Origin of the sequence: Chrysiogenes arsenatis DSM 11915 (assembly GCF_000469585.1) — a bacterium.
GTDB classification, from domain to species: Bacteria; Chrysiogenota; Chrysiogenetes; order Chrysiogenales; family Chrysiogenaceae; genus Chrysiogenes; species Chrysiogenes arsenatis.
On sequence record NZ_AWNK01000001.1, the window covers coordinates 256,622 to 269,629 of the forward strand.

Here is a 13,008-nt window from a genome sequence, read left to right on the forward strand (position 1 = left end):
CGGATTGTGCGGGAGGAAAACATTAAAGAATAATATGTTAGGCTGCCTATGGCGATGTTGTTCAATATCCGACACCTGTCAAAGGTGTTTCGGTATGCCGTATCGTTCCATTTTGCTATAGAGGGTTCCCCGTGCGATGCCAAGTGCGTCAGCCGCCTGACTGAGGTTCCAGCTTTTTGACTCCAGCACCGAAAGGATAAGTGCCTGTTCCATAGTGGCGAGCGAAGTATCCTGACGTGAGAGAAGCGGTGTATTTTTCCCTTGAGTGGTGCCCTGAAGGGTTGCGGGGAGGTGTTCAGTGGTGATCGAGGAGCCTTTGCAAAAGACAACGGCGCGCTCGATGGTGTTGATAAGCTCACGCACATTTCCTGGCCATTCGTGCTGTGTGAGCAGCGCTAAAGCATCAGGCTCAATGCACGGGATAGCTTTTCCGATTTTCTGATTGAATTTTTCCAGAAAATACTGTGCCAGTAACGGGATATCGGCTTTTCTGGTGCGAAGTGGTGGCGCAGTAAGGGAGACAACGTTGATGCGATAAAAAAGGTCTTCGCGAAAAAATTTTTCTTTCATAGCCAGAGTTAGATCGCGGTTGGTGGCACAAACAATTCTGACATCGACGCTGATTGGACTGTTTCCTCCAACACGGTAGAAGCTACCGAGTTCCAGCACTCGTAGCAAGGAAACCTGTGTTTGTTGGGGAATGTCGCCGATTTCATCGAGAAAAATAGTTCCTCCTGAAGCACTTTCAAAGTGACCGATATGACGCGATAGTGCTCCGGTAAATGCCCCTTTTTCGTGTCCAAAGAGCGCGCTGCTTACGAGTGTGTCGGTGAACGCAGCACAATTGACGCAGATGAAAGGGTGATTTTTGCGGTTACTGCGCGCATGGATGGCGGCGGCGATGAGTTCTTTGCCGGTTCCGCTTTCGCCATGAATCAATACGGTGCTGTCGGTTGCCGCAACGCAGTCGATTTGTTCATACAGTTTAAACATGGCAGGATCGCGTCCGACAATATTTTCAAAGCGAAACTCATCGTTCTGTGCAGTGATGGCTTGTTGCAGGAGTTGTTTGTGTTGATAGATTTTATCCAGTTGCTTGCGGATCATGTCCATATCAAGTGGTTTTAGAATGTAATCGTAAGCGCCAGCTTTTAACGCCTGTACCGCTTCGGAAGCGGAGTCGACGCTGGTGACAATCAAAACAAAAATGTCGGGGTATTGTTCGCGGATGGCGCTGAGTAAGGCAAGCCCATTCATGCGAGGCATGCGAATGTCGGTAATAACCACATCCACTTGAGAGTCGGCAATGCGTTGGAGGGCTTCCTCTCCGTTGGTGGCCGTTTCGGTTTTGTATCGTGAGTCGCTGAGAATCCCGCGCTTAAAGAGTCGGTGATAGGCGGCTTCATCATCAACGTAGAGTATATGAAGTGGCGTTATGCTCATAGCAGATTATCCTCATTGTGACGGGCAAAACTGAGCGTAAAGGTTGTCCCTGAGCCTGCTTTGCTTTTGACCTGAATGGTTCCGTGGTGGCGGGTAATTATTTCTTGTACAATACTTAATCCTAATCCCGTGCCGACTCCGACGGGCTTTGTGGTGTAAAACGGTTCAAAAATGTGGGTTAATTGTTCAGGGATCATCCCACTGCCGGTGTCTTCGATTTCGATGTAGAGCTTACTGTCATCCGCCCAGGTTCGAATCCAGATAGTGCCCCACTCCTGAATGGCCTGAGATGCGTTAATCAGCAGGTTCATAAAGACCTGATTGAGCTGTTGGGGATAGCAGTACAGCAAGGGAAGTTCACCGTACTCGCGTATGATTTCGGCTTTATAACGAAGCTCATTGGCGACAATGGCCAATGTGCTTTCTAAGCAGTTATGAATATCGGTGTAGCGTGCTGCACCGTCATCGGAGCGGGAAAAGCCTTTTAAGTTTACAACGGTTCGGTTGATTTGTGCGGTTCCCTCCAACGACTCTGTGATGAGTTCAGCTGCATCCTGATAGATTTCGGTGATCTTCATCTGCTCGTGTTGCTGTTGCAGGGAGTGTTGTCGTTCGGCAGGGGCGTAGTGGCGGATGATCTCGCTCTGGGCGGCGCTGTAGTGCGCCATCTTCTGAATGTGCTCGCGGAGAATTTCCAAATTTCCGCTGACAAACCCATTTGGGCTATTGATGTCATGGGCTACCCCGGCCGCAAGCTGGCCGATACACGCCATTTTGTCTTGTTGAAGAATAGTAGCCTGTTGGGCTTGGAGATTGCGGTAAGCCGTATCAAGTTCGTTGCGGCTGCGCTCAAGGTCTTGGTTCAGTAAATCAAGTGCTTGTGTCCGCTCTTGCACTTTTGTTTCCAGTGTTTCATTGAGAATCCGTATGCCTGACTCGGCTCGCTGCCTTTCTTCGACTTCTTGTTGGAGTTGTTGGTTCATATCTTTTTGTTTGGAAAATTCATGCTGAAGTCGAATTTCTGCTTTTACAAGTTGCTCATCTATACGTCCGAGTACGCGGTAGGCAAAGACAAAAAGAGCCGATGAGAGGAGGAGGCTGAAACCAATCACAAAAAAAAGCGAGTTGCGAAAGGCCGTATCTTCTTCAGTAGTGTTCTTTAGTAGGATAAACTCTCCAACTTCTTTTCCCGTCACATCCCAGAGCGGAAAGGAGCGCGCTCGGTAATGAAAGGTAGCATTATTGAACGTGAAACCGTGCTGCTGATGAAGTGATGGTGCATTTAAAAGCATTTTTAGCGTGGGACTATCGAGTGAGAGTGTTTTATCGATAACCACTTTCTGTTCGTGCAAATTCCATTTTGCACTACGCCCTAAAAGCTCCATCCCCTGCTCCCACTTATCCTGCTGTAGGAACTGCTTGTAAAGCACAAGGACGAAGTCTACTTGCGTAATAGCACCAAGCTCATGGAGGATAGGATCAATTTCCTGACCAAGCTCAATATATCCGATAATCTTACCATCTACTTGCCAGGGGGCAACCACGCGCAAGGTAAACGTTCCAGAATCGCCAAGCTCCATGCCAGAAATAATGGTATTGGTAACTCTGGCATGTTCACGGGTATAACGCGGGGTGGATTCTCGTGTGTTTTCCGGTTGGTAGACGCGAAGGAATAACTCGCCATCGACATCGTAGTAGTAAAAATGCGTTACCTGCTGGTGCCGGTTCAGGCGCTCAAGAACCAAGGAGCTATGTTCAAATAGCTTCTCTCTGTCGAGAGTCGCCATCGAATCCTGAAATCGTTTTTGTTCACGGATAAATTCAATGCTTGAGATAAGAAATTCTGTCCTGCTGGTAATAAGACTTTCTAGAACATGTTGAGTTCTTTGCTGGCGATGTTCCATCCCGCTGACATGTTCTCGCGACTGTATGCGGTAGTTCGTGACGATAAAAGCTCCAATAAGCACAATACAGTGGAATCAATACTTGCCGTCTTACTCGTGCCCTTTTCATATATGCTCCAACTGGTGTCATGCGCCTGTTTTTTCAAGAAGCGTTTCTCCAAGCCAAAGGAGATCAACAGTGAAAAAAGTTACCCCGAGTGATAACGAATTGCAAGCAAGTCTTTGTGATGAAAAAAACAAGATTATAGCCTCCTGTGGGCAATATAGATGCCACCCCTTCAAATAGTGGAAAAGTTGAGAATAATGAAACGATCCTCTTGACAAGAATCTCTCGCAAAGCGTAAAAAACCTGAACGAACATTCACTCATTCATGATTACCAAGGAGGTTTTTCCCATGGCACGCCGTAAACCAAATAAAAGAGAGATCTTACTTCGATCTGCCCTTGAGCTTTTTTCTGAAAATGGATTTCATGGCACACCCATCTCGCAAATTGCCGGTAAAGCCGGCGTTGGAGTAGGGACGATTTACCGCTATTTTGCTGGCAAAGACGAACTAATCCAAGAGCTTTTCCAGGAGCTTTTCGTCAAGATAAGTACACAAATCAACCAAGGGATCGACGATGCGCTGCCGATACGCGAACGGTTCATTGCACTTTTCGGGCGCTTACTCAGTCATTTCATCAACGAACCACGCCAGTTCCGCTTTATGGAGCAATATTACTACTCGCCGTACGCCCAGCATAAGCCAGAGGAAGTGGGTGATCATGAACGGATTCGCCTGCTACTCCAAACCGCACGCAACAGCGGAATTTTCAAAGATCTACCGCTTCCGGTTATGGAGTCTATCGCCTTTGGACCAATTGTAGCATTGGCAAAAGAACACTTGAGCGGTCGCTTTCAAGTCAATGACCATATTGCCAACGAAACCGTCCTCGCTTGCTGGGATGCACTTGTCAAGCGCTGAGGCATGTACATTAGATACCAAGAACTGAGGTAAGAATTATGACGTTTTCTCCCCGTAAAGCCTTGCTTTCAAAAATCCCTGCGACAACATTGCTGGCGATTTCACTTTTTTCTTTTGCCCCTTCAGCCATCAGCGCGGAGCCACCTAAGCCCCAAGGAATGCCCGTTGAGGCCATTACCGCAAGCACCGAACTTCTTGAACGCCACATCAGCGCAATTGGCACCATCCGCTCCAATGAGTCGGTTGTCATTGTCGCCGAAATCCCGGGACGGGTGACCGAACTCCCTTTTCGCGAAGGTGAAGCAATAAAAGCAGGTCAACTGCTGGTTCGTTTAGATCAGTCTGTGCTCAGTGCCGAACGGGATCGCGCATCCGCCACCCTCAAACTGGCGGAAGCCAACCTGCGCCGCTCCGAAGCACTCTTAAAAGACCGAGCGACTTCTGCTCGCGAAAAAGACGAAGCGTTTTCGCAGTGGCAACTGGGCGAAGCCAATCTGCGGCTTGCCGAAGCACAACTGGCGAAAACACAAATCCACGCCCCGTTCAGTGGCGTGCTTGGATTGCGCCAAGTCAGCGTAGGCAGATACCTTCAGCCCGGACAAGCCGTTGTATCGCTGGATGATATCAGCAAAGTTAAAGTGGATTTCCGTGTCCCTGAAGTGCTCGCCGATAAAATTGGTGTAGGGCAAACGATTAACGTTACCGTTGACGCCCTTTCTGGACGCTCATTCAGCGGCAAAGTGTACGCCATTGATCCGCAGGTAGAAACTGCTGGGCGCAGCATTGCGCTTCGTGCTCAAATTGACAATAACGATGGCCTGTTGCGCCCCGGAATGTTTGCCCGCGTGTCGCTGCTCCTGACGTCCAATGCCAACGCCATCATGATTCCCGAAGAAGCGCTGGTTCCTGAAGGAAACACCCACTTAGTGTTCCGCGTTGTTGACGGCAAGGTCGCCGTCACTCCCGTCAAAATCGGACAACGTCGTCAAGGTGGCGTTGAAATACTGGAAGGGATTCAAGCGGGCGATGTTATTATGACTGCTGGCCACTTGAAAGTGCGACCAGGAGCCGACGTAATGGTGCTTCCTGCTGCTGCGCCAAAAGACGGGGGATAACTCGTGGTACTTTCTGACATATCTATCCAGCGCCCAGTACTTGCAACAGTCATGAGCTTAGTGCTGATTCTCGTCGGGATTATCAGTTACGACCGCCTTTCTGTGCGCGAGTATCCAAAAATTGACGAACCGACCGTCAATGTCGACACCACCTATCAGGGTGCCTCAGCAGAAATTATCGAAACACAGATCACCAAAACACTTGAAGAGAGCTTGGCAGGCATTGAAGGAATTGACATCATGACCTCCATGTCACGCCCAGAGCGGAGTCAGATTACCGTTAAGTTTAAACTGACGCGCGACCCAGACGAAGCGGCCAACGACGTGCGTGACCGCGTTTCCCGCGTCCGCGCCATGCTCCCCGACGAAATTAAGGAGCCGGTAATCAGTAAAGTGGAAGCCGATGCGCAACCAACCATATATCTGGCGTTCTCTTCGGCCAACCATACCCCGCTGGAAATCACCGACTATGCGGATCGCTATGTCAAAGACCGCTTGCAAAACATCAATGGTGTTTCCAACGTCATGATCTTTGGCGACCGACGCTACTCCATGCGCCTGTGGCTTGATCGCGACCGTTTGGCCGCTTACCAGCTGACAGTACAGGATGTCGAACAAGCGCTGCGGCTGCAAAACGTAGAGATTCCTTCGGGACGGATTGAATCCACCATGCGCGAATTTACCGTGCTTTCTGAAACCGATTTAAAAACGCCGGAAGAGTTTGAGGCGATTATTCTACGCAGTGCGGATGGATACCCTGTGCGCTTTGGTGATGTCGGACGGGCGGAACTTGGTGCGGCCAGCGAGCGCACAGTCGTCCGTTTTAAAGGCAATGCGGCGGTTGCACTCGGCGTGGTGCGTCAGGCAACGGCCAACCCGCTTGATATTTCGGATGAAGTGCGCGCCATGATTCCTGTTATCGAAGCCTCGCTACCAGAGGGGATGAAGGTCAACATTGCGTATGACAGTTCGATCTTTATTGATCGCTCTATCAAAAATGTTTTTACAACGATCATCGAAGCTGTTGTCTTGGTTATATTGGTTATTTTCTTCTTCCTGCGCAGCTTCCGCGCGACCTTAATTCCGCTGGTCACGATTCCCGTTTCGCTGATTGGCTCATTGGGAATTATGTACGCGTTCGGGTTCAGTATTAACACGCTAACCCTGCTGGCGATGGTGCTCGCGATTGGTCTTGTCGTTGACGATGCCATCGTTATGCTGGAAAACATACATCGCCATATCGAATCTGGTATGAAGCCAATCCAGGCGGCTTTTAAAGGAAGTCGGGAAATTGCTTTTGCGATCCTCGCTATGACGCTCACACTTGCCGCAGTGTATGCTCCAATCGGGTTTATGGAAGGGCGTACGGGGCGGCTCTTTGGAGAGTTTGCGTTGACACTCGCAGGTGCGGTAATCATTTCGGGGTTTGTCGCGTTGACACTTTCACCGATGATGTGTTCGCGCCTTTTGCGTCACGAAAAGAAGCACTCAACATTTTACAACGTCATCGAAGGTTTTATGGTTGGCATGACCAATGGTTATCGCCGTATTTTGAATATCACGTTACGCGCGAATGTCGTTGTTATGCTGGCGGCCTTAGCGGTTGGAGCTTCGTCTTGGTGGTTCTTTAGCGTGCTCAAGTCGGAACTTGCGCCGCTGGAAGATCGCGGAACAATTGTCAGCGTAGGGATTGCACCAGAAGGGGCAACGGTTGGCTTTACTGACAAATACGCTCGACAGATGGAACAGGTGTTCGCTTCAGTTCCCGAAATTGAACGCTACTTTGTGGTGACGGGCTTTCCGGTTGTTTCGCAGATCATTTCGTTTTCTGGTTTAACTGACTGGGATGTGCGGGAACGCAAACAGCAGGCGATTGTACAGGAGATCCAACCGCGCCTATTCGGTGGCATTCCCGGCATTATGTCGTTTGCCATCAATCCACCATCGCTCGGGCAAAATGCCCGTTCGCAGCCGATCCAGTTTGTTATTCAAACGTCGGCGTCGTATGAGGAATTGCAAAAAATGGTTGATTCTGTGATGGTCGAAGCCCGTCAGTGGCCGGGCTTCATTAACCTTGATACGGATCTAAAGCTGAATAAACCACAGATTTCGGTGCAAGTGGATCGCGAAAAAGCACTCGAAAGTGGCGTTGAAGTTGCTACCATCGGACGGACGCTCGAATCCATGATGGGTGGACGGCAAGTGACCCGCTTTAAGCGCGACGGCAAGCAATACGACGTTATTGTGCAAATGGAAGAGTCTGACCGCGTCACGCCTGATGACCTGAACAGTGTCTTTGTCCGCACAAATTCCGGCAATATGCTCCAACTAGCCAACCTTGTCACCATACAGGAGACAGTGGCACCTAGAGAACTCAACCACTTTAACCAATTGCGAGCTGCCAAAATCACAGCCAACCTCGCGCCGGGCTTTGTTCTTTCTGATGCCTTAAACCAGCTCGAAGGGATTGCCGGACGGGTGCTGCCGGGCAATGCCATTGTCGACTACGACGGTCCTTCGCGCGAATTTAAAGAGAGTAGTGCCAGCCTCTACATTACGTTCCTTTTGGCGCTCGGATTCATCTATCTGGTTTTGGCGGCACAGTTTGAAAGCTTTATTGACCCGTTTATCATCATGCTTTCCGTTCCGCTCAGTATCGTTGGCGCGCTGCTGGCACTCTGGTTGACGGGCAATACACTCAATGTGTACAGCCAGATCGGCTTAGTAACGCTGATCGGCCTGATCACGAAGCACGGAATTTTGATCGTCGAATTTTCGAATCAACTGCGGCAAGATGGCAAAGAGAAGCTCGAAGCAGTGATCGAAGCAGCATCGCTGCGCTTACGTCCTATTTTAATGACCACGGGTGCGATGGTGCTCGGCACCGTGCCACTGGCGTTTGCCGCGGGTGCGGGCGCGGAAAGCCGCCAGGCGATTGGCTGGGTTATCGTTGGCGGGATGAGCTTTGGGACGATTCTTACCCTCTTCGTGGTACCAACCGCGTACATGCTCCTCTCGCGAAAAAGACGTATTGTGGCGTATGAAGGCAACCAAGTCGAACTTGGCCGTGGGGTGAATTAAGATGTATTTCAAAAAAAATCTCACGCTGTGGCGTCCCATTTCTTTGACGCTCCTGATAGCCGTTCTGGGCGGATGCGCGACATTGGGGCCAGACTATCAACGTCCAGATACCGTCAGCACACCGGAATATTCCGAAAACAGCCGTTGGAAAGCGGCAGTCCCCGCCGAAGCGCTCCCCAAGGGGGCGTGGTGGGAAATGTATCGCGATAACACGCTCAATGAGCTGCAACTCCAAGCGCGTAACGCAAATCAGGAAATTCAGGGAGCGCTGGCGCGGCTGGAGCAGGCACGTGCTGCAGCGCGCATTGCTGGCAGTGACCAATGGCCGCGCCTTGATTTTGACCCATCGGCGCGGCGCAGCCGTAGTTCCGATGCCCTTTCGCCATCAGGCAATGGAACGATGGGCACCGTTATCAATGTGCCGTTTGATATGAGCTACGAAATTGACCTCTGGGGCAAAGTGCGCCGCAGTGCCGAAGCAGCCACGGCGCTCTATCAGGCGAGTGCCGCCGATGTGGAAAATCTTTTTCTTTCGGTACATGCCGAAGTCGCACGCAACTACTTTGTCTTGCGTGGACTGGATGCCGAAGTTGAGCTTCTGGAACGGACGACAGCACTGCGCGAGCAGAATCTGCAATTGGTTGAAAGTCGATATCGCAATGGGCAGAGTGCACGACTCGACGTCGCGCGCGCGGAAACCGAGTTGGCATCAGCACGTGCCGAAGTCGAAGCGGTTCGCCGACAGCGGGCGCAAATCGAACACTCCTTGGCGGTTTTGACTGGCAACGTAGCAAGTTCGTCGCGTCTTGCTGGGCAGGCATCATTGCCAGCCGCTCCAGTAATAGCGGCCGGATTACCATCGGAACTGTTGGAACGTCGCCCTGATGTAGCTGCCGCCGAAAGACGGTTAATGGCGGCGAATGCCCGCATTGGCGTAGCGAAAGCAGCGTTTTTCCCTTCGATCCGCTTAACCGGCAGTGCCGGATATAGCAGCGATGAACTCAACGGATTGTTTGACTGGGGCAACCGCGTCTGGGCACTTGGACCATCCGTAACATTGCCAATTTTTAACGCCGGTCGCAACAGCGCCAATCTTGAACAAACTGAAGCGGCGTACACCGAAGCGGTAGCCAACTATCGCCAAAGCGTGCTCGTTGCCTTTCGCGATGTTGAAGACGCACTCTCAAACCGTGCCTTTCTGGATCGCCAACACGCCGCGCAGCAAGAAGCACTCCGCGCCGCACAGGAAGCCGCAACCCTATCGGCACACCGCTATCAGGCAGGACAAATCAGCTATCTGGAAGTCATCGACAGCGAACGGACAGCGCTGGCGCACGAGCGAGCGGTCACGCAGATTCGGGCACAACAGTTGCAAGCGAGTGTCGCGCTGGTGAAAGCACTTGGTGGAGGATGGGAAAAATAAATGTAACTATTCAGGGCGCTCAAAATGTTGCTCTTTCAAGGCATTACTCTGTCATTTCGAACGAGCAAAGCGAGGAGAAATCTGACTTCCGTTAGCATCGAATATATGTCATTTCGAGCGTTAGCGAGAAATCTATATCTCTCACATACGTTCGAGATGACAGCATTTGAGCAATCCAGGACAACGATAATTGTTTGACATTAATCACGTGAAATATAAAGTAATACCAATCATTACTTTATAAGGAGTATCAGATGGTAGCGGCAACTAAAAGCGTATCATTAAAACTAGACAACGAAATACGTGAACGACTTACGCACATTGCTGAAGTAAAAAAACGCACAGCCCACTGGTTAATGCGCGAGGCTATTAAGCAGTATGTAGAGCGAGAAGAACAACAAGAGGCGTTTCGCCAGGCAACTATTCATTCCTGGGAGGAATACCAACGAACCGGCGAACACATCACAGGTGAAGAAGCAATTGCTTGGCTTGAAACATGGGGAGAAACATCAGAGCAACAGGCACCTAAATGCCACAATTAATTCTCACAGCGAATGCAGTACGTGACTTAGAGAATCACCGCGAATACATTCGCGAACACAATGCAGCAGCAGCGAAGCGATTAGCCCACGAGATTATTGGATCACTGAAAAGCATCGCACAACATCCGTATGTCGGACGCTGCATAGATGAAATGCCACTAGAATATAGGCAGTGGGTCATCGAGTATGGTAAAACAGGTTTTATTGCAAGTTATCGCGTTGAGCAAAACGCAGTAGTTGTTTTATCGATTAAACACCAAAAGCAAGAGATTCAGTTGCCTTCGGGCAACTGAGCCTCCGATGACGGCGGCGTGCTGCGGAGCAGCACAATAAACGGGGTGAGTTTTTTACTTATTTTTTATTTTTTGTTTGTTGGCTTTCTTGTTCTTGCTTCACTTTCAAATTGACTTGCGCTTTTCAAACAGCTTATTCTTGCGTTTTAAAAATAACACTGTTTCGAAATGAGTACGCGAGGTGTTTCATGGATGTTCTGCAGAATTTATTTGAGAATAACCGTCGGTGGGCAGGAAGAATCAAACGCGATAACCCGGATTTCTTTCGGACGCTTTCTAATCAACAAAATCCACACTACCTTTGGATAGGCTGTTCCGATAGTCGTATTCCAGCAAACGAAATTGTTGGCCTGATGCCAGGCGAACTGTTCGTGCACCGCAATGTGGCCAATATCGTGCACCATTCGGACATCAACTGTTTATCGGTGCTGCAATATGCTGTCGAGGTGCTCAAGGTGGAGCATGTGATTGTGTGTGGTCACTACAATTGCGGTGGTGTAAATGCCGCGATGACCAATGCGCAATATGGTTTAATTGATCACTGGCTCCGCCCAATCAAATCAATTTACATGAAATATCGCACCGAACTTGAGGCGATAGAAAATCTTCGCGAACGCCAAGACCGCCTCTGTGAACTCAACGTTATTGAACAAGTGGCGAATGTCTGCCACACAAGCATTGTGCAGAATGCGTGGGAGCGCAAGCAGCCGCTCCATGTGCATGGTTGGCTCTATCACGTTGAAGATGGTCTGATTGTCGATCACAATGTAACTGTTTCTGCACTTGATCAGATTGATAGCGTATTTCATTTGACGCAGATAAAACTTCCCTAACAATTGTCATAGGTGCCACATGATGACTCTTTCACGCCGCCGCTTTCTGCATGTTTCCGCTGGCACATTGGCTGCCGGAGCACTGACGGGTTGTGCCACAAACCCCGTGACGGGCAAAAGTGAATTTTTGCTCCTTTCTCCCGCGCAAGAAGTGAATATTGATCGCGAAAACGCTCCGCACCAGTTTTCTGCCGATTATGGTGCCGTGCAAGATAAAGCGTTGGCAGCCTACATTGCGGGGGTTGGCACCGCGATGACTCCGATCACGCACCGTCCCGAAATGCCGTACAGCTTTACGTGTGTCAACGCTACCTATATCAATGCGTACGCGTTTCCTGGCGGAACCGTTGGAATCACTCGCGGTATTTTGCTGAAAATGGAAAATGAAGCAGAATTGGGTGCGCTGATCGGCCATGAGCTTGGTCATGTTGCTTCGCGCCATACCGCACAACGGATGAGCCGCAGCATGCTCGCCAATTTAGCCGTTGCTGGACTTTCCATCGCCATTCAGGATGGTCGCACACGTGAACTGGTGGGCGGACTCGGTGCGATCGGCGCAGGGGTATTACTGGCGAGCTATAGTCGCGATCAGGAGCGCGAAGCTGATTCGCTTGGTCTAGAATATTCCACGCGCAGTGGGTATAGTCCAGAAGGGTTTATCGACCTGATGTCCATGTTAAATGACCTTTCTGGCAGCTCCGACCGTTCACAAATAGATCTCCTTTTTTCGACGCACCCCATGAGCCGTGAGCGATATGATACCGCCGTGGCAGAGGTGCGCACGGGGCGGTATGACCGCACGCGTCCGATTCATCGTGAGCGCTATATGGATAACATAAAATCTCTACGTACAATGGCTCCAGCCATTGAAGCTATGCAGCATGGTGACCGCGAAATGGCGGCCAAAAAACTCGATGCGGCACAGGAGCAGTATGCACGTGCGGTGAAGCTGGCGCCAACGGACTACACGGCACGCATGTTACTGGCGAAATGTTATTACGCACAAAAAAAATCAACCGAAGCAACGGTACAGGTCAAACGAGCCGTTGAACTCTACCCCAATGAACCGCAGGGACATAACCTGCTTGGCTTTATCGCCATGAACAATAAGCAATACGAACAGGCACTTGAGAGCTTTAGCACGTATGAAAAACTCCTTCCGGGCAATCCCAACACAATATTCTTTCAGGGCTATTCGTATGAAGGGATGAATCGCCGCACTGAAGCCGCTCAAAAATATCGCGACTACCTGCAAAAAGGCGGCAGCGGCGAGTATGGGCAGCATGCGCAAAATCGTTTGGCGCAGTGGAGACTGTAATCAGCTTTTCCTGTGCCGTGCTACTTTCCTATCTCGCTTTTGATTCTTCGCTTGTGGTATCCTGCGCCCACTATGTTTCATGTGAGGAGGA

10 protein-coding genes are annotated in these 13,008 nt (G+C 50.2%); 8 read left to right on the forward strand and 2 right to left on the reverse strand.

Annotated elements, in window-relative coordinates:
• Nucleotides 1-78: 78 nt before the first annotated feature.
• Nucleotides 79-1,443, reverse strand: a complete 1,365-nt coding sequence (locus P304_RS0101115) for a sigma-54-dependent transcriptional regulator (RefSeq protein ID WP_027389041.1) — start codon at nt 1,441-1,443, stop codon at nt 79-81.
• A complete protein-coding gene (locus P304_RS15835) occupies nt 1,440-3,410 on the reverse strand; it encodes an ATP-binding protein (RefSeq protein ID WP_084417466.1) in 1,971 nt (656 codons plus the stop codon). Before P304_RS15835 ends, P304_RS0101115 begins: the two co-directional genes overlap by 4 nt.
• Before the next feature lie 332 nt (nt 3,411-3,742).
• Between P304_RS15835 and P304_RS0101125 the strand changes: the two genes are divergently transcribed.
• The 8 genes from P304_RS0101125 to P304_RS0101160 all read left to right on the forward strand — a co-directional run bounded on the left by P304_RS0101125 (nt 3,743) and on the right by P304_RS0101160 (nt 12,917).
• Nucleotides 3,743-4,312: a TetR/AcrR family transcriptional regulator gene (locus tag P304_RS0101125; protein ID WP_027389042.1), complete on the forward strand. Its 570-nt coding sequence runs from the start codon at nt 3,743-3,745 to the stop codon at nt 4,310-4,312.
• A 38-nt stretch (nt 4,313-4,350) separates the two neighbouring features.
• The gene (locus P304_RS0101130; protein ID WP_034763481.1) at nt 4,351-5,427 is read left to right on the forward strand and encodes an efflux RND transporter periplasmic adaptor subunit; all 1,077 of its coding nucleotides are present in this window, start codon (nt 4,351-4,353) and stop codon (nt 5,425-5,427) included.
• Nucleotides 5,428-5,430: 3 nt separating this feature from the next.
• On the forward strand, nt 5,431-8,508 hold the full coding sequence (locus tag P304_RS0101135; RefSeq protein ID WP_027389044.1) for an efflux RND transporter permease subunit: 3,078 nt from the start codon (nt 5,431-5,433) through the stop codon (nt 8,506-8,508).
• 1 nt (nt 8,509) lies between these two features.
• The gene (locus P304_RS0101140; protein ID WP_027389045.1) at nt 8,510-9,931 is read left to right on the forward strand and encodes an efflux transporter outer membrane subunit; all 1,422 of its coding nucleotides are present in this window, start codon (nt 8,510-8,512) and stop codon (nt 9,929-9,931) included.
• 254 nt (nt 9,932-10,185) lie between these two features.
• A complete protein-coding gene (locus tag P304_RS0101145) occupies nt 10,186-10,473 on the forward strand; it encodes a CopG family ribbon-helix-helix protein (RefSeq protein WP_027389046.1) in 288 nt (95 codons plus the stop codon).
• Nucleotides 10,461-10,766, forward strand: a complete 306-nt coding sequence (locus P304_RS0101150) for a type II toxin-antitoxin system RelE/ParE family toxin (protein WP_027389047.1) — start codon at nt 10,461-10,463, stop codon at nt 10,764-10,766. Before P304_RS0101145 ends, P304_RS0101150 begins: the two co-directional genes overlap by 13 nt.
• Before the next feature lie 188 nt (nt 10,767-10,954).
• Nucleotides 10,955-11,599 (forward strand): carbonate dehydratase, encoded by a 645-nt coding sequence (gene can, locus P304_RS0101155; RefSeq protein WP_027389048.1) that lies wholly within the window; start codon nt 10,955-10,957, stop codon nt 11,597-11,599.
• A gap of 19 nt (nt 11,600-11,618) precedes the next feature.
• Nucleotides 11,619-12,917: a M48 family metalloprotease gene (locus tag P304_RS0101160; protein ID WP_027389049.1), complete on the forward strand. Its 1,299-nt coding sequence runs from the start codon at nt 11,619-11,621 to the stop codon at nt 12,915-12,917.
• Nucleotides 12,918-13,008 lie beyond the last annotated feature (91 nt).

Bases quoted from the DNA above. Each gene is read 5' to 3' on its own strand.
- P304_RS0101115 (WP_027389041.1), bottom strand. From the start codon at position 1,443: ATGAGCATAACGCCACTTCATATACTCTACGTTGATGATGAAGCCGCC.
- P304_RS0101125 (WP_027389042.1), top strand. From the start codon at position 3,743: ATGGCACGCCGTAAACCAAATAAAAGAGAGATCTTACTTCGATCTGCC.
- P304_RS0101130 (WP_034763481.1), top strand. From the start codon at position 4,351: ATGACGTTTTCTCCCCGTAAAGCCTTGCTTTCAAAAATCCCTGCGACA.
- can (WP_027389048.1), top strand. From the start codon at position 10,955: ATGGATGTTCTGCAGAATTTATTTGAGAATAACCGTCGGTGGGCAGGA.
- P304_RS0101160 (WP_027389049.1), top strand. From the start codon at position 11,619: ATGATGACTCTTTCACGCCGCCGCTTTCTGCATGTTTCCGCTGGCACA.
- P304_RS0101145 (WP_027389046.1), top strand. From the start codon at position 10,186: ATGGTAGCGGCAACTAAAAGCGTATCATTAAAACTAGACAACGAAATA.
- P304_RS0101150 (WP_027389047.1), top strand. From the start codon at position 10,461: ATGCCACAATTAATTCTCACAGCGAATGCAGTACGTGACTTAGAGAAT.
- P304_RS0101140 (WP_027389045.1), top strand. From the start codon at position 8,510: ATGTATTTCAAAAAAAATCTCACGCTGTGGCGTCCCATTTCTTTGACG.